Origin of the sequence: Janthinobacterium aestuarii, from assembly GCF_046113285.1 — a bacterium.
Lineage (GTDB): Bacteria > Pseudomonadota > Gammaproteobacteria > Burkholderiales > Burkholderiaceae_D > Janthinobacterium.
On sequence record NZ_CP142524.1, the window covers coordinates 405,663 to 422,460 of the forward strand.

Below are 16,798 nucleotides of genomic sequence, written 5' to 3' on the forward strand. Positions count from 1 at the left end.
CCATGCTGGAATTTACATTACTCAAGACCGACACGAGCGGCCTGACCAAGGCACGCCGCGGCACCTTGAAACTCAACCATGGTGTCGTGCAGACGCCGATCTTCATGCCAGTGGGCACTTACGGCTCGGTGAAAGCCATGTCGCCGCTGGAACTCAACGAGATCGACGCGCAGATTATCCTGGGCAACACTTTTCATCTGTGGTTGCGTCCAGGAAACACCGTCATGGAAAAATTCGGCGGCTTGCACGGTTTCATGGGCTGGAACAAGCCCATCCTGACGGACTCGGGCGGCTTCCAGGTGTTTTCGCTGGGCGCCATGCGCAAGATCACGGAAGAGGGCGTGCATTTCAATTCGCCCATCAACGGCGATAAGCTGTTCCTCTCGCCGGAAGTGTCGATGCAGGTGCAGCGCGTCCTGAATTCCGACATCGTCATGCAGTTCGACGAATGCACGCCGTACGAAATTCAGGGCCGCCCGGCCACCATCGAGGAAGCGGCCAAGTCCATGCGCATGTCCTTGCGCTGGGCGCAGCGCTCGAAGGATGAGTTCCACCGCGGCGAAAACCCGAATGCGCTGTTCGGCATCGTGCAGGGCGGCATGTTCGAAATGCTGCGCGACGAGTCGCTGGCCAAGCTCGAAGAGATCGACTTCCCCGGCATCGCCATCGGCGGCCTGTCCGTCGGCGAGCCGAAGGAAGACATGATGCGCATGCTGGCCCACGTGGGTCCGCGCCTGCCGGCCAACAAGCCCCATTACCTGATGGGCGTGGGCACGCCGGAAGACCTGGTGGCGGGCGTGTCGAACGGCATCGACATGTTCGACTGCGTCATGCCGACGCGTAACGCCCGCAATGGCTGGCTGTTCACCCGTTTTGGCGACATCAAGATCAAGAATGCCAAGTACAAGGAAGACCAGGCGCCGCTGGACGAAACGTGCAGCTGCTACGCTTGCCGCAACTTCTCGCGCGCCTACCTGCACCATCTGCACCGCTCCAAGGAAATCCTCGGCGCGCGCCTCAATACCATCCACAACCTGCATTACTACCTGGACCTGATGCGCCAGATGCGCGAAGCGCTGGACGAAGACCGTTTCCACGCGTTTACGCTGCAATTCCATGCGGAACGCGCACGCGGAACTTAAGAAAACCTTAGCTTGCGCTCTGGCGGCAGCATGGCCGGAAGTTTTGTGTATTGGTGCTTGGACGGGGGCGAGAAAGCATTGCATAATGCCTTTTTAGCCCCATTTGAAGCTGCCATGCCTGCAATTGGGGGCTTGGCGGATTGCCAATGCTAGAATACAGCGCTATTTTTTCAAACTGATTAGAACTGGAGTCACCGTGTTTTTCATTTCCAACGCTTATGCGCAAGCCCCAACCGAAGCCCTGGGCCTCGGCGGCAACCTGACCAGCTTCCTGCCGCTGGTATTGATGTTCGTGGTCATGTATTTCCTGATGATCCGTCCACAGCAAAAACGCGCCAAAGAACAACGGGCGATGATGGACGCGCTGGCCAAGGGTGACGAAGTCGTCACCGCTGGCGGCATGCTGGGCCGTGTTGTCAAGGTAGTGGACGCTTACGTCACCATCGAAGTGGCGACCGGCACCGAAATCACGGTGCAAAAGAGCTCCATTACCACCTTGCTGCCTAAAGGCACCCTGAAGGCGCTGTAATTCCTCGCTGTCATTGCCCCGGCAATGATTGAACGGGGCGGCTATCGGCCGCCCCTCGCGACGCCTCCGACGCTCAACACTGAACGCTGAATCAATATGAATCGCTATCCTGCCTGGAAATACATCATCATCGTCGTCGCCTTATTGCTGGGCGCACTTTATACGGCACCCAATTATTTCGGTGAGTCACCGGCGCTGCAAGTAACCAGCGGCAAGTCGACCGTCAAGGTGACGGGCGAGCTGATGACGCAAGTCGAGCAAATATTGACGAAAGAGAACGTCAAGTCGGAAGGTGTCACCATGGATGGCGCCGGCAACCTCGCCTCCGTGCGCGTGCGTTTCGCCGATCCCGATACCCAGTTCAAGGCGAAACTGGTGCTGGAAAAGGACCTGAATCCCGATGCCAGCGATCCCGCGTACATCGTGACGGTCAACCTGCAAGCCAATACCCCGATGTGGATGCAAAAATTGCATGCCTTGCCCATGTTCCTGGGCCTGGACTTGCGCGGCGGCGTGCACTTCCTGATGCAGGTCGATGCAAAAGCAGTATTGAACAAGAAAGTCCAGGGCGTCCAGTCCGCCGCGCGTAGCGTGTTGCGCGACAAAAATATCCGCCATGCGGGCATCGAGCGCGTGGGCGACAGCGTGCAGATCAACTTCCGCGACGCGGAAACGCGCTTGAAGGCAAAAAATGTGCTGTCCGACCAGATGTCGGAACTGGCGTTCGCCGATGCGGGCGAAGGCAGCGATTTGAAATTGAACATCACCCTGAAGCCGGCCGCCCTGAAAGCGACCATCGACGAAGGCGTAAAACAGAATATCTCCACCCTGTCCAAGCGCGTCAACGAGCTGGGCGTGGCCGAGCCGCTGATCCAGCAGCAAGGTCCCGACCGCATCGTGGTGCAATTGCCTGGCGTGCAGGACGTGGCCCGCGCGAAAGCCATCATCGGCCGCACGGCGACGCTGGAAGTGCGCCTGGTCGATGAAACCATCGTGCCTGGCACCGAACTGTCGAGCGCCATCCCGTTCAACTCGGAACTGTTCACCGTCGGCAAGGGCGTCCCTGTCGTGCTGGCGAAAGACGTGATCCTGACGGGCGACTATATCTCCAGCGCCACGGCCAGCTTCGACCAGAACCAGCAAGCGGCCGTGTCGATCGACCTGAACGGCGACGGCGGACGCAAGATGCGCGAAGCGACGCGCGAACGCGTGGGCAAGCGCATGGCCATCGTGCTGTTTGAAAAGGGCAAGCCGGAAGTGCTGTCGGTGGCGACCATCCAGCAGGAACTCGGTTCGCGCTTCCAGATCACGGGCATGGGCGGCGCGGAAAACGCGAATGAACTGGCGCTGCTGCTGCGCTCGGGAGCCCTGTCCGCACCGATGACCGTCATCGAAGAACGCACGATCGGACCGCAGCTGGGCGCGGAAAACATCGCCAAGGGCTTCCACTCGACCTTGTACGGCTTCATCGCCATCGCCATCTTCATGATCGCCTACTACATGCTGTTCGGCGCCTTCAGCGTGCTGGCCCTGGCCACCAACCTGCTGTTGCTGGTCGGCTTGCTGTCGATGATCCAGGTGACCTTGACACTGCCAGGTATCGCCGCTATCGCGCTGGCGCTGGGCATGGCGATCGACGCCAACGTGCTGATCAATGAACGTATCCGCGAAGAGCTGCGTGCCGGCAATACGCCGCAAGCGGCGATCGCCGCCGGCTTCGACCGTGCCTGGGCCACGATTCTGGACTCGAACGTGACCACCCTGATCGTCGGCCTGGCACTGCTGGCTTTCGGCAGCGGTCCCGTGCGCGGCTTCGCTGTCGTGCATTGCCTGGGCATCCTGACCTCGATGTTCTCCTCCGTGTTCGTGTCGCGCGGCGTGGTCAACCTCTGGTATGGCCGCAAGAAAAAGCTGACGACCTTGTCGATCGGCACGGTGTGGGTGCCGGGCACCAGCAAATAAGCGACGGCCCAGCCTTACCCAATAGCGACAACAGCGATCGCGTCCGGTGGCACAGCCGCCGGACGCACAGAATAGAACTCAGAGGATTTCATGGAATTTTTCCGGATCAAAAAAGATATTCCCTTCATGCGCCATGCGTTGATTTTCAACGTGATTTCGGCCGTGACCTTCCTTGCCGCCGTCTTCTTCCTGGTGCACAAGGGCTTGCACCTGTCCGTCGAATTCAAGGGCGGCACGCTGATGGAGGTGAAATACCCGAAGGCGGCCAATCTTGAAGGCATACGCGGCACCCTGATCGCCATGGGCTATGAAGAGCCGGGCGTGACCAGCTTCGATACGGCGCGCGACGTGATGATCCGCCTGCCGGTGGAAAATGGCGTCAGCGCCGCGAACACCTCGCAGCGCGTGTTCGAATCGCTGTGCAAGGCCGAGCAAGGCACGACCAAGGCCATCGACACCGTCACCGCCAAGGGCGAACATGTGCTCAAGAGCGCGTGCATGGACACCGCCGGCAATGAAGCGGTGGTACTGCAGAAGGTTGAATTCGTCGGCCCGCAAGTGGGCGAGGAACTGGCGCAGAACGGCTTGAACGCGCTGGTGGTGGTGATTATCGGCGTGATGATCTACCTGGCCATCCGCTTCGAATGGAAATACGCTGTCTCGGCCATTATCGCCAACTTGCATGACGTGGTGATCATCCTGGGTTTCTTCGCCTTCTTTGAATGGGAATTCTCGCTGACGGTGCTGGCGGCGATCCTGGCGGTGCTCGGCTATTCCGTCAACGAATCGGTGGTGATCTTTGACCGTATCCGCGAAAACTTCCGCAAGCAGCGCAAGGCTTCCGTGCATGAAGTGATCGACAACGCGATCACCAGCACCATTTCGCGTACCATCATCACCCACGGCTCGACCCAGATGATGGTGCTGTCGATGCTGGTCTTCGGCGGCCAGACCCTGCACCACTTCGCCCTGGCGCTGACCATCGGTATCTGCTTCGGTATTTACTCGTCCGTGTTCGTCGCTGCCTCGATCGCCATGTGGCTGGGCGTCAAGCGCGAAGACTTGATCAAGCCGATCAAGGAAAAAGACGAAACCGACGGCGCCGTGGTGTAAGCGCAGGTTTTTTGCTGGTCGAATGAGGAACGATCACCGTTTGCGGTGGTCGTTTTTTTTATGGTGGATGACAATGAAGCGTTTGATAGTGATGGGCATCATGGCAGGCATCGGCACCTTGGCCAGTGCCGCGCAATTGAGCCGCGCGGATAGCGGCGCCATCGCCCTGCGCGGCCCGATTGCCGAGGGCGACGTGGACAAGCTGCGGCTGCTGGCCGTGCCGGGGACGACGCTGTTGCGCGTCAATAGCGACGCAGGCGAGCCGCGGTCGGCCATGCTGCTGGGACGCCTGGTGCGCCAGCTACGGCTCGATATCGCCATCGACACGGTGTGCGCGGGCAGCTGCGCCCTGTATGTCTTCCCGGCCGCGCGGCACAAGCGCATTCCCGCCGATGCCGTGCTGGCGCTGCAGGAATCGGCATTCCAGCGCGCGCAGGCGAGCCCGGTGCAATTGCGCCGCACCCTGGCCGAGGCTGGCGTGGCGGCCGAGGACCTGGAGCGCGAAACGGCGGCACTGGCGGCCCGATTGGCCGACACGGCGGCGCAGGAAGCGGCGTTTGCCGCGGAACTGGGCATTGCTCCCGCCTTTTACCGCGATTTTCCGCAAGTGGCGGCGCAGGCCGAGAGCGTGCGCCGGCGCTTTCCCGACCAGGAGGCCGCCGTCCACTGGTGGCCGGCCGCCGCCCGCCTGCAGCGCTGCTACGGCATCGCCGGCGTGGACGAGGGGCCGCGCGCGGTTCGCCTGGCGCCCGACGGTTATCTGTACGTGCCGGCCCTGTCGGCCCTCGTCATGGGCGACCAGGCCTTGCAGGACTGTCCATGAGCCGCAGCGGCCGCTTGTTCCTGCTGATGGACGCCATGCGCGCCAGGCGCGTGCCCGTCACGGCGGCCCAGCTGGCGCAGCAGCTGGGCGTATCCGAGCGCACGATCTACCGCGATATCCAGACCCTGGCCGAACTGGGCGCGCCCCTGCAGGGCGAAGCTGGCATCGGCTATGTGCTGCGCCGCGGCGCCTTCCTGCCGCCGCTGATGTTCGGGCCCGATGAACTGGAAGCGCTGGTGCTGGGCGCGCGCTGGGTGCGCCGGCAGGGCGACGCGGGCCTGGCGCAGGCGGCCAGCAATGCCCTGGCGAAGATCGCGGCCGCCTCGCCGCGCGATTTGCGCGACAGCATGGCCGAGACCAGCCTGTGGGTGCCGCTGGGCCGTCCCGCCGATGGCACGCAGCCGGCCGACCCGGCCGACCGGTATGTGCAGCCGGTGCGCGAGGCGATCCGCTACGAACAGAAACTCACGCTCGCCTATCAGGATGAGTATGGCAGCGCCACCTCGCGCACGGTGTGGCCGTTTGCCCTGGCCTTTTTCGAAGGCAAGCGTCTGCTGGCCGCCTGGTGCGAGCTGCGCGGCGATTACCGGCATTTCCGCATCGACCGCATCGCCAGCGTGCAGCAGCATGAGGAGCGCTATCCCACGCGCCGCCACGCCTTGCTCGACACCTGGCGCAAGGCCCACGATATCGATCCCGAATCCTGATATTCGCTCCTGACAAAAACTGTCAGTGCCCGGCTCTACGATGGTGGCTTCTTCACTCACCGGAGCCATTTATCATGCGCCTGTACCACCACCCCATGTCCTCGAATGCCCGCCGTGCCCTGATGACGGCGATCCACCTCGGCCTGTCTCTGGAGCTGGCCGAAGTCGACCTGATGAATGCGGACGACCGCCGCCGCCTGGCCGAACTGAACCCCAACGGCAAGGTGCCCGTGCTGGCCGACGGCGCTTTCCTGCTGTGGGAATCGTGCGCCATCATGCAATACCTGGCCGAGCAGGTGCCGGGCCAGACGCTTTATCCGCAGGCGCCGCAAGCGCGCGCCGACGTCAACCGCTGGCTGTTCTGGGCCGCGCAGCACTTCGCGCCCGCCATCAGCGTGCTGGCCTGGGAGCGCGCCTGGAAAGGCATGACGGGCAATGGTCCGGCGGACCCGCTGGAAGAGGCGCGCGGCGAGCGTGATCTGCATGAATGCGCCGTCGTGCTGGACGCGCATCTGGCGGCGCGCAATTGGCTCAGCGGAGACGACGTGACCCTGGCCGATTTCGCCGTGGCCGCGCCCCTGATGTACAGCGAGGCCGTGCGGCTGCCGCTGGCGCAGTACCGGCATATCGAGGCGTGGTTCGCCCGCGTGCGGCAGCTGCGCGCCTGGCAGGAAACGGAGGTGGAACTGGTGCCGGGATAATGTGCGCGCTAAGTGTGTCAACGCACGGAGCCGGCGCGGCATACCGCATAAGATAGGGCTGTCTCTTTCAGGACATCCCTAGCTTTGGACTTTACCCGCTTTCGAGCGGGTTTTTTTTTTTGAATAGCGGCTTGATAAATTGATAATCGCTGCACAGATGGGACACATCCCACTTCCAGCAGGTACGCCATGTTCATGCCACGCCATCCGAAACCCCTGTTGAGTACGAAGGCGGTTGCCACGCAGGTCGTCCAGCAGAAGCAGGGGACGCAGCCCATGGACAAGCATGTGCTGATCGTCGAGACGGTCAAGCCGGCGGCACCGCCGCCAGCGGGCAAGAAGCCTGCAGGCTAGTGCACGAGCACCTTCAGCAGCGACTGCACTTCATCGTCCGATTCTTCCATGATGCTCGACAAGGTCGCATCGTCGCCGATCAGGCAATCGATGCTGCGCGCGGCGCGCGCTGCCCGTACGGCAATGGCGGCCGGGCTTTCGTTGAGGGGCGACGAGACGGGCGCCAGATCATTTGCCAGCAGCAGGGTGTCGCCCAATGATTCGGGCGGGATGGCGCGCAAGCCCTCCCACAGCGCATCGATGGCGCCCCGCACCGCTTCCGGCACCTTCAGTTTGGCCAGGACGCCGTGGCCGATGGCCTGTTCGCCATGTTCGACCCAGTCCTCGGGTTCGCCATCGAGGATGCCGGGGAATTCGGCCGCGCGCGACAGCAGATAAAACCCGCCCACTTCATGCATGATGCCGGCAAACAGGGCCGTATCGGGATCGACCCTGGTGACGCGGCGGGCCAGCACCTGCGACAGGGCCGCCACATGGGCCGTATGTTCCCATAGCTGGTTGGCCTTCGCCTGCAGCGCGGGATCGGTGATGGTGCTGCCCAGCTGGCGCACGATCAGCGATGCCACCACCGATTGCAAGGTACGCACGCCGAGCCGCTGCACGGCGTTGCGCACGCTGGTGATTTCATTGCCGGAACGGTTGAACGCCGCCGAATTGGCAATGGCCACCGTGCGCGCGGCCAGCAGCGGGTCTGCCTGCACCAGCTTGGCGGCGGCCTCGATATGGCAGTCGGGATCGGACAGCGCCTCTTGCAGCTTGAGCGAAGCGTCCACATTGGCAGGAAAGGTCAGCTCGCCACGAGCGGCTTGTGCGGCGATGCTTTTAAAGGCGTCGAGTCTGTTCATTGAAAAAATTATACTCGCAATATTTCCGTACGGAACTTTTTAACCATGATCTTTTCGCAAACAGCTTAGCAAAAGGCAAGCAAAGCCCCGTAAACGGAAAAAGGCATGCCTATATTGTTGACATGCCTTTTTTTAACGACAGCGATCGTCACAGCGCTGGACAGGATCATTGCGAGCGGATGGGATTTGTGGCTAAGAAGCGCAACCGTACTTTAGTACGGGGGCGCCGAGCCGGTGAGCATCGCAGGCCGCAAAGCGCACCGCGCAGCAGGTCCTGTTCAGCGCTACTACAGAGCTTCGCTGAAGATCGCGTCGCAGCCTTCCACCAGTTCGTCGCTGTCTTCCAGTTCATCGGTCAAGCCCAGGTCGAACAGTTCTTCGACGGCATTCATGAAGCTGTTGTGCTTGGTGGCGCCGATCAGGCGGTAGATTTCGCCGTCTTCGTTGCGCACGCCGATGATCAGTTTTTCCTGGCGCACCAGTTCCGGCGTGCTGGCGTTGAGCAGCAGGTTGCCGATGATGTGTTTATCGAAATGTGCGGGCTTTTTGCCTTCGAGCAGTGTGGTTTTCAACTTGGTTTCCTTTGTCTTGTTTGAATGTCTGTGCTTGGTGAATGGTCAGCCGTGGCCGTTGGCGATGGCGTGCTTCAAGCCCGCCAGGGTAGTTTCCAACTGCATGAAATCGTCTTCGGTATAGCCGTCGAACAGCTGTTGGCCCTGCTTGGTCAGCTTGGGGAACACGTCATGGAACACCTGTTCGCCCTCGCAGCTCAGGCGCACATAATAGGAACGCTTGTCGCGTGGACAACGTTCGCGTATCACCAGCCCCTTTTGTTCCAGCCGGTCCACCACGCCCGTCAAAGTCCCCTTGGTAATCAGGGTTTTCTGGCCCAGTTCCTTATAGGACATGCCGCAGGTGTTGCCGAGCGTGGCAATGATGTCGAATTGCGCATGCGTCAAGCCGTACTGGCGCACGAAGTCGCTAGAAAACCGCTCGAAGCCTTGCATGCATTCGGCCAGCAGCCGGATACTTTTTAAATATCGTTCACCCATGGCAGTGATTATATCCTTCCGCTCCGCTTTTTTCCGCCGCGCCAGGATCGCCCTTGCATGAGGGGCTCGATGGGGCGGAAGTCCGGTATCATGTGGGCAACTCAGCCCTTGCCCCGATCCCGCCCGCCGATGTCCTTCGCTAATCTTTCCCGTATCGGCCTCGACAAACCGTTGCGTTTGCTGCTGGTGCATGCCGGCGATGCCGAGTCGATCACCTGGGCCGGCCTGGTGCAGCCGCTGCGCCTGTGCGCGCGGGCGCTGGGGCCGCAGGCGTTCCAGCTGGACGTGCGCACGCCGGAACAGGTGGCCGCGCAGGGCGGCCACTGGCATATCGCGCTGCTGGTGGCCGATGAAACGCAGGCGCCGCTGCGCAACGAGCTGTGCCGGGCCGTGATCGAGCGCTGCCGCTCGGCGCCGTTCTGGGGCGGCGTGGGGGCGGCCGTGCTGTGGCTGGCCGACGCGGGCGTCATGGATGGCGTGCGCATCGCCTTGCCGTGGGCCTTGTATGCCGATGCGGAAGCGAAGGCGGAACGGGCCATCCTGACGCCGCATTTGTTCGACATCGACGGCCCGCACCTCACCTGCTGCGGCGGCGCGGCCAGCATCGACTTTTCGCTGACCCTGATCGAAACCATCTTTGGCGCCGACGTGCAGGCGCTCGTCAAGGAAGCCTTGTGCGTGGACAAGGTGCGCGGCAAGGAAGAACGCCAGCGCGTTGCCCTGCAGGCGCGCTTCGGCGTGTTGCAGCCGAAACTGTCCGAAGCGGTGACCTTGATGGAAGCCAATATCGAGGAGCCGCTGTCGACGGACGACATCGCCAGCCTGGTGGGCCTGTCGCGGCGCCAGCTGGAGCGGCTGTTCAAGCAATACCTGGGCAGCCTGCCGTCGCGCTACTACCTGGAACTGCGCCTGCAGCGCTCACGGCAACTGTTGCTTGATACACATTATTCCATCGTGCAAGTAGGCCTGATGTGCGGCTTTTCCTCCGGTTCGCACTTTTCCACGGCGTTCGGCACCCTGTTTGGCAATACACCGCGCGAAGAGCGGCAAAGAAAGCTCATGCCCCCGGTTTGATTAAGGCAAGCCCGGCTGTGATGAATTGTGAAAATCCTTGTCGCAGATTCAAAAGAGTTTTAGCATCCCGCTTTTTATAATGCAGTACACACGTAGCTGTCGTAGCTGCGGAGTACCTAACATATTGATGGGGAAATGCTATGAATGCCAAGCTTGATTCGACCGTAACGGCTCGTCCAGTCACCCGGGAAACCTTTGACCAGGTCCTCGTTCCTACCTACGCTCCTGCAGCCATGGTGCCCGTGCGCGGTTCCGGACTGGATCTGTGGGACCAGTCAGGCAAGCATTACCTCGATTTCACCTCCGGCATCGCCGTCAACAGCCTGGGCCACTGCCATCCGGCCCTGGTCGACGTGCTGACCAAGCAAATCAATAATTTGTGGCATTTGGGCAACGGCTATACGAACGAGCCTGTGCTGCGCCTGGCGCTGGCCCTGACGGAAGCGACCTTCGCCGACCGCGCCTTCTTCTGTAACTCGGGCGCGGAAGCCAACGAAGCGGCCCTGAAACTGGCGCGCAAGTACGCGCACACCAAGTTCGGCGCGCACAAGTCGCGCATCATCTCGTGCTTCAGCTCTTTCCACGGCCGCACCCTGTTTACGGTGTCCGTCGGCGGCCAGGCCAAGTACACGGAAGGCTTCGAGCCGCTGCCGCCGTCGATCGACCACATCGCCTACAACGACATCGAAGCGGCGCGCGCCGCCATCGGCGATGACGTGTGCGCCGTGATCGTCGAGCCGGTACAAGGCGAAGGCGGCGTGGTGCCTGGCAATCCGGAATTCCTCAAGGAGCTGCGCGCCCTGTGCGACAAGACCGGCGCCCTCTTGATTTTCGACGAAGTCCAGAGCGGCATGGGCCGCACTGGCGCGTTGTTCGCCTACATGGGCTACGGCGTCACGCCGGATATTCTGACGGCCGCCAAGGCGCTGGGCAACGGCTATCCGATCGGCGCCATGCTGACCACGAATGAACTGGCGCAAACGCTGGCCGTCGGCACCCACGGCACCACCTACGGCGGCAATCCGCTGGCCGCCACCGTGGCACTGACCGTGCTCGACACGATCAACACGCCAGCGTTCCTGGCGCGCGTGAAAGAAGCGAGCGTCAACACCATCGCCATGCTGCAAGGCTTGATTACGGATTACCCGCAAGTGTTCTCCATCGTGCGCGGCAGCGGCTTGCTGCTGGGCCTGGTCGTCAGCGATGCCTTCAAGGGCCGCGCGAAAGACATCCAGAAAGCGGCCGAAGCGCAAGGCTTGATGGTGCTGATCGCCGGCATGGACGTGGTGCGCCTGGCACCGGCCCTGATCGTCTCGGACGAGCAGATTGCCGAAGCGGGCCGCTTGCTGCGCGCCGCCATCGACGGCATGCTGAAAGCCTGAGGCTAGCCTCGCTCCCTGTTTGATCACCGGCCCGCCGCTTTGCTGCGGGCCGGCTTGGTTCTGCCCCCAGCATCGTCAGCATTGAAGGAGTACCCATGTATGTTGTCCGTCCGGTAGAAATTGCGGATATTGCAGCCCTCGAAGCGCTGGCCGCGGTAACCATGCCGGGTGTCCATACCCTGCCGAAGACGCGCGAGAAAATCGCCGCCTCCGTCGAGCGCTCCATCGCCTCGTTTGCCGCCCATGTCGACATCCCCAGCGAAGAGTCGTACCTCTTCGTGCTTGAATCCCTGCTCGACAAGAGCATAGCCGGCACGGCCGCCATCTTCGCCTCGGCCGGCTCGAACGGCACCTATTTTTCCTTTCGCAACGACGTCATCCAGCAAGTCTCGCGCGACCTGAACATCAGCCACAGCGTGCATGCGCTGACCCTGTGTTCCGAGTTGACGGCGTACTCGCAGCTGTCCGGCTTCTTTGTGCGCAATATGGAGCAGGCGGGCCTGGAAGCGGCCCTGCTGTCGCGCGCGCGGCTGCTGTTCGCCGTGCTGGCGCCGCACCGCTTCGGCGACCGCTTCTTCGTGCCGCTGGCCGGCATCACCGACGCCAACGGCCAGTCGCCGTTCTGGGATGCGCTGGGCCGCAAGTTCTTCCAGATGGATTTCCTCGATGCCGAAAAAGTCATCGGCGGTGCACGCAACCGCACCCTGATCGTCGAACTGATGCCGCACTACCCCGTGTACGTGCCGCTGCTGCCCGGCGACGCGCAGGCGGCCATGGGCCAGATCCACCCGAGCGGCGAACTGGCGTTCAATCTGCTGACGGAAGAAGGCTTTGAAGCCGACGATTACATCGACATCTTCGATGGTGGCCCGATCCTGCAGGCGCACAAGCATGCGCTGCGCTCGTTTACGGGCTCGCTCACGCGCCGCGTCGTCGCAGGCGTCACGCCCAGCCGCACGGGCCTGAAAGTCAATTACGCGGTCGCCTCCGGCGCCGAGCGCAATTTCCGCGCCGTGACCTTTGCCTGCGATGCGCTCGAAGCGCAGGACAGCATCGGCTTGCCGGCCGACCTGCTCGAGGCGCTGGCCGTGGCCGAAGGCGACAGCGTCATTTGCGTGCGTATCTAAGGGAGTTAATTTTATGCTAGTAGTACGCGCCATCAACGCCAATGACCTCGATGCCCTGTATGGCCTGGCCAGCCAGGTCGGCACGGGCATGACCACCCTCAAGCCGGACATGAAAATGCTGGGCGACCGCCTGGCGATTGCCTGCGCCTCGTTCGCCGAAACCATCGCGCCCGAAAAGCGCGACTACATGTTCGTCATGGAGGATACGGACACGGGCCGCCTGGCCGGCGTATGCGCCATCAAGGGCGCCGTGGGCCTGGACGAACCGTTCTATAACTACCGCATCGGCACCCTGGTCCATTCCAGCCGCGAGCTCGACGTGTTTACGCGCATGGAAACGCTGTACCTGTCGAACGACCTGACGGGCAGCACGGAACTGTGCTCGCTGTTTTTGCACCCGGACTACCGCAGCGGGAACAACGGCAAGCTGCTGTCGAAAAGCCGCTTTTTGTTCATCGCCCAGTTCCCGCACCTGTTCACGGAAAAGCTGATCGCGGAGATGCGCGGCTACCAGGCGCCGGACGGCAGCTCGCCGTTTTATGAGGGCCTGGGCCGCCACTTCTTCAAGATGGATTTCCACCACGTCGACGACCTGACGAGCCTGGGCAAGAAATCGTTCATCGCCGAACTGATGCCGCGCCAGCCCATGTACGTGGCCTACTTGCCCGACGAGGCGCAGGAAGTCATCGGCAAGGTGCATCTGAGCACGGCGCCCGCGCGCCGTTTGCTGGAACAGGAAGGCTTGCACTTCGAGGGCTATGTCGACATTTTCGACGCCGGTCCCGTGCTGCAGGCGCGCGTCTCCGAACTGCGCGCCATGCGCGACAGCATGCCGGCTGTGCTCGACGCCGGGGCTGCGCCGGAAGCGTGCGGCGACGCCGCCCAGGCTGAACCTTACCTGGTGTCGAACACCGACCTGAAAGATTTCCGCATGATCGTCACCAGCGCCAATCCGCACAGCGGCAAGCTCGCGCTGGACGACGATGAACTGCATCTGCTGCGCTGCCATCAAGGCGATACCGTGCGCACCTTGTCACTCAACCCGAGGAAGCATCCCCATGTCTAATGTGAATACCACGCAATCGAACTTCATCAACGGCGCCTGGCTGCCGGGCACGGGCCGCGAACTAGTTACCATCGATCCGTCGAACGGCAAGCAGACCTGGGCCAGCCTGGAAGCGACGGAAAAAGAAGTCGGGCAAGCTTGCCAGGCCGCCCGCGCCGCCTTTGAAGCATGGGCCGATACGCCCGTCGACGAACGCATCGCCATCTGCGTGCGCTTTCGCGAGCTGCTCAAGGAACATGCGGAAGCGCTGGCGCTCTTGATCTCGGAAGAAGTGGGTAAACCGCTGTGGGAGTCGCGCACGGAAGTGGCCACCATGGCCAACAAGATCGATATCTCGGTGCAGTCGTACCACGCGCGCACGGGCATCACGCAAAGCAGGATCGCCGACGGCGACGCCGTGCTGCGCCACCGTCCGCATGGCGTGTTCGGCGTCTTCGGTCCGTATAACTTCCCGGGCCACCTGCCGAACGGCCACATCGTGCCAGCCCTGATCGCCGGTAACACCATCGTCTTCAAGCCCAGCGAATATGCGCCGCGCACGGCCATCAAAACCGTGCAGCTGTGGCAGCAGGCAGGCTTGCCGGACGGCGTCGTCAACCTCGTCAACGGCGGACGCGACACAGGTGTGGCGCTGGGCGCGAATGCCTTGCTCGACGGCGTACTGTTTACGGGTTCCTGCCAGACGGGCATCAGCCTGCACCGCCAGTTCGGCGGCCAGCCGGGCAAGATGCTGGCGCTGGAAATGGGCGGCAACAACGCCCTGGTCGTATGGGACGTGAAGGACGTGGACGCCGCCGTGCACCACGTGATCTTCTCCGCCTTTGTCTCGGCCGGCCAGCGCTGCACCTGTGCGCGCCGCCTGGTGGTGCAGGATAATGCCGCCGGTGTTGCCTTCGTGGCGCGCCTGGTGGAAGTGGCGGCGAAATTGGGCATCGGCGCGTCCGATGCGCAGCCGCAGCCGTTCATGGGTCCAGTGGTGTCCAGTGCCGTGGCCGCGCGCCTGGTGCAGGCGCAGGCCGACATGGTGGCCAAGGGCGGCACGGCCCTGCTGCAGATGCGCCAGTTGAATCCCGAGGCGGGCTTTGTCACGGCCGGCATCGTCGACGTCACCGCTGCCGTCGGCATCCCCGACGAGGAATGGTTCGGCCCGCTGCTGCAGGTGATCCGCGTGGCCGATTTCGATGCGGCCCTGAAGGTTGCCAACGCCACCGAATTCGGCCTGGCTGCGGCGCTCCTGTCCGACGATGCGGCCCTGTGGCAAACCTTCCAGACGCGCGCGCGCGCCGGCATCATCAACTGGAACCGTCCCACCACGGGCGCGGCCAGCACGGCGCCGTTCGGCGGCATCGGCAAGTCGGGCAACCATCGTCCGAGCGCCTATTACGCGGCCGATTACTGCGCCTATCCGGTCGCGTCGATCGAGAACAGCGTATTGGAACTGCCGGCGAAGCTGTCGCCCGGCCTGAATTTTTAAGGAAATCCCATGCACAGCACGCGCGAATACAATTTTGACGGCCTGGTCGGGCCATCGCATAACTATGCCGGACTCTCGTTCGGCAACGTGGCCTCGTTCAGCAATGTGAAAAGCGCCTCGAATCCGAAGCAGGCCGCCTTGCAGGGCCTGGCCAAGATGCGTGCGCTGGCCGCGCGCGGCTTTGCGCAAGCCTTGCTGCCGCCGCAGGACCGGCCCAATTTCCGCCTGCTGCGCTCCATCGGTTTCACGGGCACGGACGCCGAGGTGCTGGCGCGCGCCTACCAGGAGTCGCCCGTCATCCTGGCCTGCGCGTACTCCGCCTCGCCCATGTGGACGGCGAACGCCGCCACGGTCAGCCCGTCGGCGGACACGCACGATGGCCGCGTGCATTTCACGGCCGCCAACCTGAATAACAAGCTGCATCGCGCCTTCGAGCACGCGCAGTCGGCGCGCAGCCTGCGCGCCATTTTCAGCGACGAGCAGCACTTCGCCGTGCACGACGCGCTACCGTCGACGCCCGCCTTCGGCGACGAGGGCGCGGCCAACCACACGCGTTTGGGCGCGAACCACGGCGCGCCGTCCGTTGAATTGTTCGTGTATGGTCGCGTGGAGTTCGATCCTTCCGCGCCGTCGCCGAAGCGCTATCCGGCACGCCAGACCCTGGAAGCGTCGCAAGCCGTGGCGCGATTGCACGGCCTCGACGCGAAGCGCACCGTGTACGTGCAGCAGAATCCGGAAGTGATCGACCAGGGCGTGTTCCATAACGACGTCATCGCCGTCGGCAATGGCAATGTGCTGTTCTATCACGAACAGGCGTTTGCCGATGAAGAGGAAAGCCTGTCGCAGCTGCGCCGTGCCGTTGCCGCCACGGGGGCGGAACTGCAAGCCTTGCGCGTGGACACGGGGCAGGTACCGATCCAGGATGCGGTGACCAGCTATCTGTTTAACAGCCAGTTGCTGACGAAAGAGGGCGGCAAGATGGCGCTGGTGATCCCGCAGGAATGCCAGGAAAACCGCGCCGTGTCGCGCTACCTGGAAGGCCTGGTGGCGAGCGGTGGACCGATCGATGAACTGATCCATTTCGACCTGCGCCAGAGCATGCGCAACGGCGGCGGGCCCGCCTGCCTGCGTTTGCGCGTGGCCCTGACGCAAACCGAGGCGCGCGCCATGCACCAGGGCGTGATCATGACGGAAACGCTGTACCATCGGCTGGTGCAGTGGGTGGAAAAGCACTACCGCGACCATCTGGAGCCGGGCGACCTGGCCGACCCGCAGCTGGCGCTGGAAGTGCACGCGGCGCTTGAAGAATTGACGATCATCCTCAACTTACCTGGATTGTACGACTTGTAGGCGATAGAAAAACACACAGAAAAAATCCGAGACAGACTATCCGTAGCACAGAATTGGACGGGCGACCCCCGTCTCTTGACACCGCTGCCGCCCAGCC

The 16,798-nt window shown here is 62.6% G+C and carries 17 protein-coding genes; 14 read left to right on the plus strand and 3 right to left on the minus strand.

The features are described 5' to 3' along the window. The first annotated feature begins 2 nt into the window (after positions 1 to 2). From tgt to OX462_RS01790, 8 genes are all read left to right on the plus strand, one after another. Positions 3 to 1,142, plus strand: coding sequence for a tRNA guanosine(34) transglycosylase Tgt (tgt, locus tag OX462_RS01755; RefSeq protein ID WP_034745502.1), 1,140 nt, complete (start codon positions 3 to 5; stop codon positions 1,140 to 1,142). A gap of 196 nt (positions 1,143 to 1,338) precedes the next feature. Then, a complete protein-coding gene (yajC, locus tag OX462_RS01760; RefSeq protein WP_046684538.1) occupies positions 1,339 to 1,671 on the plus strand; it encodes a preprotein translocase subunit YajC in 333 nt (110 codons plus the stop codon). Positions 1,672 to 1,767: 96 nt separating this feature from the next. Continuing rightward, a complete protein-coding gene (gene secD / locus OX462_RS01765; protein ID WP_070220688.1) occupies positions 1,768 to 3,633 on the plus strand; it encodes a protein translocase subunit SecD in 1,866 nt (621 codons plus the stop codon). 90 nt (positions 3,634 to 3,723) lie between these two features. Continuing rightward, a complete protein-coding gene (gene secF / locus OX462_RS01770; RefSeq protein ID WP_070220687.1) occupies positions 3,724 to 4,746 on the plus strand; it encodes a protein translocase subunit SecF in 1,023 nt (340 codons plus the stop codon). 73 nt (positions 4,747 to 4,819) lie between these two features. Beyond that, positions 4,820 to 5,569, plus strand: a complete 750-nt coding sequence (locus tag OX462_RS01775) for a hypothetical protein (RefSeq protein ID WP_409027638.1) — start codon at positions 4,820 to 4,822, stop codon at positions 5,567 to 5,569. Continuing rightward, complete coding sequence (locus OX462_RS01780; RefSeq protein ID WP_230501671.1) at positions 5,566 to 6,276, plus strand: helix-turn-helix transcriptional regulator; 711 nt, start codon at positions 5,566 to 5,568, stop codon at positions 6,274 to 6,276. Before OX462_RS01775 ends, OX462_RS01780 begins: the two co-directional genes overlap by 4 nt. Positions 6,277 to 6,350: 74 nt before the next feature. Further along, positions 6,351 to 6,977: a glutathione S-transferase family protein gene (locus tag OX462_RS01785; RefSeq protein WP_121670643.1), complete on the plus strand. Its 627-nt coding sequence runs from the start codon at positions 6,351 to 6,353 to the stop codon at positions 6,975 to 6,977. A gap of 189 nt (positions 6,978 to 7,166) precedes the next feature. Next, complete coding sequence (locus OX462_RS01790) at positions 7,167 to 7,331, plus strand: hypothetical protein (protein ID WP_162995790.1); 165 nt, start codon at positions 7,167 to 7,169, stop codon at positions 7,329 to 7,331. Here the strand turns inward: OX462_RS01790 and OX462_RS01795 are convergent. The 3 genes from OX462_RS01795 to OX462_RS01805 all read right to left on the minus strand — a co-directional run bounded on the left by OX462_RS01795 (position 7,328) and on the right by OX462_RS01805 (position 9,228). Further along, positions 7,328 to 8,176 (minus strand): HDOD domain-containing protein, encoded by an 849-nt coding sequence (locus OX462_RS01795; protein ID WP_070220681.1) that lies wholly within the window; start codon positions 8,174 to 8,176, stop codon positions 7,328 to 7,330. The genes OX462_RS01790 and OX462_RS01795 overlap by 4 nt on opposite strands. A gap of 287 nt (positions 8,177 to 8,463) precedes the next feature. Beyond that, positions 8,464 to 8,748, minus strand: coding sequence for a hypothetical protein (locus OX462_RS01800; RefSeq protein WP_070220679.1), 285 nt, complete (start codon positions 8,746 to 8,748; stop codon positions 8,464 to 8,466). A 45-nt stretch (positions 8,749 to 8,793) separates the two neighbouring features. Next, positions 8,794 to 9,228 (minus strand): MarR family winged helix-turn-helix transcriptional regulator, encoded by a 435-nt coding sequence (locus OX462_RS01805; RefSeq protein ID WP_070220677.1) that lies wholly within the window; start codon positions 9,226 to 9,228, stop codon positions 8,794 to 8,796. A gap of 129 nt (positions 9,229 to 9,357) precedes the next feature. On the opposite strand from OX462_RS01805, the gene OX462_RS01810 reads away from it, so the two are divergent. The 6 genes from OX462_RS01810 to astB all read left to right on the plus strand — a co-directional run bounded on the left by OX462_RS01810 (position 9,358) and on the right by astB (position 16,701). Further along, positions 9,358 to 10,302 (plus strand): GlxA family transcriptional regulator, encoded by a 945-nt coding sequence (locus OX462_RS01810; protein WP_070311521.1) that lies wholly within the window; start codon positions 9,358 to 9,360, stop codon positions 10,300 to 10,302. A 140-nt stretch (positions 10,303 to 10,442) separates the two neighbouring features. After that, positions 10,443 to 11,684, plus strand: a complete 1,242-nt coding sequence (gene astC, locus OX462_RS01815) for an acetylornithine/succinylornithine family transaminase (protein WP_070220673.1) — start codon at positions 10,443 to 10,445, stop codon at positions 11,682 to 11,684. A gap of 95 nt (positions 11,685 to 11,779) precedes the next feature. Then, on the plus strand, positions 11,780 to 12,811 hold the full coding sequence (locus tag OX462_RS01820) for an arginine N-succinyltransferase (RefSeq protein WP_070220671.1): 1,032 nt from the start codon (positions 11,780 to 11,782) through the stop codon (positions 12,809 to 12,811). A 13-nt stretch (positions 12,812 to 12,824) separates the two neighbouring features. Next, complete coding sequence (astA, locus tag OX462_RS01825) at positions 12,825 to 13,877, plus strand: arginine N-succinyltransferase (protein WP_409027639.1); 1,053 nt, start codon at positions 12,825 to 12,827, stop codon at positions 13,875 to 13,877. Continuing rightward, positions 13,870 to 15,351 carry a succinylglutamate-semialdehyde dehydrogenase gene (gene astD / locus OX462_RS01830; RefSeq protein WP_070220668.1) on the plus strand — a complete coding sequence of 494 codons (1,482 nt, stop codon included), beginning with the start codon at positions 13,870 to 13,872 and terminating at the stop codon, positions 15,349 to 15,351. Before astA ends, astD begins: the two co-directional genes overlap by 8 nt. Before the next feature lie 9 nt (positions 15,352 to 15,360). Continuing rightward, positions 15,361 to 16,701 (plus strand): N-succinylarginine dihydrolase, encoded by a 1,341-nt coding sequence (astB, locus tag OX462_RS01835; protein ID WP_070220666.1) that lies wholly within the window; start codon positions 15,361 to 15,363, stop codon positions 16,699 to 16,701. Positions 16,702 to 16,798 lie beyond the last annotated feature (97 nt).

What these genes read in the sequence shown, in the direction of transcription:
- OX462_RS01790 (WP_162995790.1), top strand. Translation starts at nt 7,167, where the DNA reads ATGTTCATGCCACGCCATCCGAAACCCCTGTTGAGTACGAAGGCGGTT.
- OX462_RS01795 (WP_070220681.1), bottom strand. Translation starts at nt 8,176, where the DNA reads ATGAACAGACTCGACGCCTTTAAAAGCATCGCCGCACAAGCCGCTCGT.
- astA (WP_409027639.1), top strand. Translation starts at nt 12,825, where the DNA reads ATGCTAGTAGTACGCGCCATCAACGCCAATGACCTCGATGCCCTGTAT.
- OX462_RS01775 (WP_409027638.1), top strand. Translation starts at nt 4,820, where the DNA reads ATGAAGCGTTTGATAGTGATGGGCATCATGGCAGGCATCGGCACCTTG.
- astD (WP_070220668.1), top strand. Translation starts at nt 13,870, where the DNA reads ATGTCTAATGTGAATACCACGCAATCGAACTTCATCAACGGCGCCTGG.
- tgt (WP_034745502.1), top strand. Translation starts at nt 3, where the DNA reads ATGCTGGAATTTACATTACTCAAGACCGACACGAGCGGCCTGACCAAG.
- astC (WP_070220673.1), top strand. Translation starts at nt 10,443, where the DNA reads ATGAATGCCAAGCTTGATTCGACCGTAACGGCTCGTCCAGTCACCCGG.
- OX462_RS01785 (WP_121670643.1), top strand. Translation starts at nt 6,351, where the DNA reads ATGCGCCTGTACCACCACCCCATGTCCTCGAATGCCCGCCGTGCCCTG.
- OX462_RS01805 (WP_070220677.1), bottom strand. Translation starts at nt 9,228, where the DNA reads ATGGGTGAACGATATTTAAAAAGTATCCGGCTGCTGGCCGAATGCATG.
- secF (WP_070220687.1), top strand. Translation starts at nt 3,724, where the DNA reads ATGGAATTTTTCCGGATCAAAAAAGATATTCCCTTCATGCGCCATGCG.
- OX462_RS01820 (WP_070220671.1), top strand. Translation starts at nt 11,780, where the DNA reads ATGTATGTTGTCCGTCCGGTAGAAATTGCGGATATTGCAGCCCTCGAA.
- OX462_RS01780 (WP_230501671.1), top strand. Translation starts at nt 5,566, where the DNA reads ATGAGCCGCAGCGGCCGCTTGTTCCTGCTGATGGACGCCATGCGCGCC.
- astB (WP_070220666.1), top strand. Translation starts at nt 15,361, where the DNA reads ATGCACAGCACGCGCGAATACAATTTTGACGGCCTGGTCGGGCCATCG.
- secD (WP_070220688.1), top strand. Translation starts at nt 1,768, where the DNA reads ATGAATCGCTATCCTGCCTGGAAATACATCATCATCGTCGTCGCCTTA.
- OX462_RS01810 (WP_070311521.1), top strand. Translation starts at nt 9,358, where the DNA reads ATGTCCTTCGCTAATCTTTCCCGTATCGGCCTCGACAAACCGTTGCGT.